1 protein-coding gene and 2 pseudogenes are annotated in these 2,687 nt (G+C 39.4%); all 3 read right to left on the bottom strand.

Annotation, left to right across the window (positions count from 1 at the left end; genetic code table 11):
* Positions 1 to 1,240, bottom strand: a pseudogene (locus tag IQ229_RS23215) (hypothetical protein); the annotation flags it as partial.
* Positions 1,241 to 1,522: 282 nt separating this feature from the next.
* On the bottom strand, positions 1,523 to 2,347 hold the full coding sequence (locus IQ229_RS23210) for an IS5 family transposase (protein WP_322744051.1): 825 nt from the start codon (positions 2,345 to 2,347) through the stop codon (positions 1,523 to 1,525).
* 72 nt (positions 2,348 to 2,419) lie between these two features.
* A pseudogene (locus tag IQ229_RS24365) lies at positions 2,420 to 2,687 on the bottom strand (ISL3 family transposase); the annotation flags it as partial.

The raw sequence follows: 2,687 nt of genomic DNA, 5'->3' as shown, positions 1-2,687 counted from the left end.
CTTCCCGGTGGAGAATCCGACTGTTGTTGCGGATAATTTCCATTTCGGGTTTTTTGGCACTTTTGAAGAGGTCAACTGCAATTTGGTTTTGAAATGCTGCCTCGGCAATCATTTCGCGGTATATCTTGATGTTAGTATTCATTGCTACTAGTACATTGACCTGGTTTAAGGGTTCTTGCCGAACAGTTTTGATAAACTCTTCCATGTAACCCCGATACTTGGTCGGAATCTCCTTCCCTTCAATACCCTTGGATTTTGCGCAGGCTTCTGTTTTAAATAAATCTTCGTAGTGTTTGGCTACCTGCTGTACGTACTCAATTTGGTCTTTTTCACTACCAAAGTTTTTCAGGATAGTAATTTCTGACTCTAACGCCTCAATTGAGGTAAGGTGATTGTTGATAACACCGACACTAATGCTATCGCTCATGTGGATGGCGATTTCTTCAAATTCCGGCTGACTGCCATCTTCCTGGTAAAAAGATTGTTTTTTGAGTTTAACAGTTGGATCGTAAGCGTTTTCAGGTAGGTTGCGCTCCCTTGCCTCGGCAGTGAGGTTTGGATACCTGCTTGCCCGCTCGAAGCCAATACAATCACCATCGTAGTCGCGTGCCTGACGCTCTTGTTCGGACTCTTGAGGAAGAATTTCTAGTTCGTAACCAGCTGACTTTAGTTCTGAAATATACTCATTAAATTTGTTGGTAAACTCGATTTTGTCTTTAGTTTCGAGCTTGCCGATATTTTGATCTAAGTAATTTTCAATACCTTCTAACTGAATATTTTTACTTTGGGCTTCGGGTAGGGCAGATTTAATTTGCTCGTTTAGACGGTTATAAATGCGATCGCTTGTTTCGTCTGAGACAGCGATCGCACCTGCGAGAGGTTTCCCATCAGGCCCAAGGATGTCTTCTACAACTTTGTTAGTTGAGACGCATAGACCATTTGAGTTGAGGAAAGGGGAGCGGAAGTTGATAACTTCTTCCCTGTCTTGATAATGCGGGATGGAGATTTCTCCATTTTGCAGGTCTTTGGAGGGAATGACCATTGCCCGTTCAAATGTGAGCGTTTTGCCGATGGCGATTTCTTTCCACTCGTTTTGGACGAACCGGGCGAGTTCGCGCTGTACTTTCTCAGTTTCAAGAAGTTGACCCTCTCCTTGCAGGTCAGCTTTGATGAGTTTGTAAATGAAAGAGTCAGTAGCAATGCGATCGCCTACGGCGGGCGCTCCCGCGCCATCGCGCAAAGTTTCTAACTCTTCTGCTATTGTTGGATCTTCTGCTGCTTGTTCTTCTAGTGTGGTTGCTTAGAACTCTTGCATAAATATTTTGTGGTATCATCATAGGTTATTCTAATTTCAGTTTTTGGCAATTCAAATAGTAAAAGTTTATAAAATTTTTTGAGCAAGTATTATCAGGATATGGCTCCGCTCGCGGCAGGCAACTGCTAACTCAAAAAAGGCAGCAAACGTTGTTTCAGTTATTTATTAATTACTGAAATTATTTGATTAATTTAATTTTTAATCTATTTATATGGCTAATTCGTGATTATAAATTCCCGCAATTAAATTCGACCTTAACCCAAAACGTCGATGACGATTTCGATATCTATCAGACAAAACTTTAAATATCTTTAGACGACGATTTACGTGTTCAACAACAATTCTTAATCGATTGAGTTCCCGATTGTATTTTTTCTGTTCTTTCGTCAACCTTTTTCCTTTTGGTTTCTTAATTGGTGTTTTACTTAATTGATGAATCTTAGTAATTCCTTGATAGCCTTTATCCGCTATTACTTTCAGTAATTCTCCAAATTTTATCCCACTGCTTTTAAATAGCTTAAAATCATGAATTCTTCCCTGACCATGCCCTAAGCAAATTATTTGACTACTTTTTTGGTGGATGATTACCTGGGTTTTTAAAGTATGTTCTCCTTGTTTTCCGCTAAAAAATCTTTTTTGCCCAATATGAGGTTTTTCAATTGGACTCTCCGTGACATCCATTACAACTACATCTTCTTCAGAGGACATTTTCCATAATTGTTTTTTACCTGGTAAACTAAACTTTCTTGACTTAACTAAAATATTTTCAATTTTAAAAACTATTCGACAAACCGCAGATTCCGAAAGCCCAAAGTCTAACCCAATATGATAATAAGTGCGGTATTCCCTCCAATATTGAATAACCATTAAAACTTGGTCTTCAATAATTAGTTTAGGACGGCGACCTGGCTTCCTCTTCTTTTGAGCATCAGCTTTAACTATATCAACCATTAATTCAAAGGTTTTACGGCTCACTCCAGTCATTCGCTTAAATTTTTTTGCAGTAAGCTGTTTGGCTTTCTCTATTTTCACTGCGCCTCGATGTCCTAATCGCAAATTGCCAAACCCTCAATTATACCAGAAAACACTTTTGCAAGAGTTCTTATGTGGCGTTACGATTGGTGGTAGTGGGATGGAGCGGACTAAATTTAATAGTGTGTTGCGAGGAACTTTTATCCCCAATTGCTCCGAGAGTCTTACTCCTGCTGCACCACCATTAGCTAAAGCAATCGCACTTAGTCGTTGAGCTAAACGTAGAGTTCTTCTAGCCCAAGGTACGGTTACATTGGTCAGCCTTTCTGTAAAAATGCGTCGTTTACATAAAGTGTTAATGCAAAAAAACTTCCGTACCCTTAATTGTAAAGTAATGCTG

Origin of the sequence: Nostoc cf. edaphicum LEGE 07299, assembly GCF_015207245.1 — a bacterium.
Taxonomy (GTDB): Bacteria; Cyanobacteriota; Cyanobacteriia; order Cyanobacteriales; family Nostocaceae; genus Nostoc; species Nostoc edaphicum_B.
This window is presented reverse-complemented; position numbering and strand designations above follow the sequence as displayed.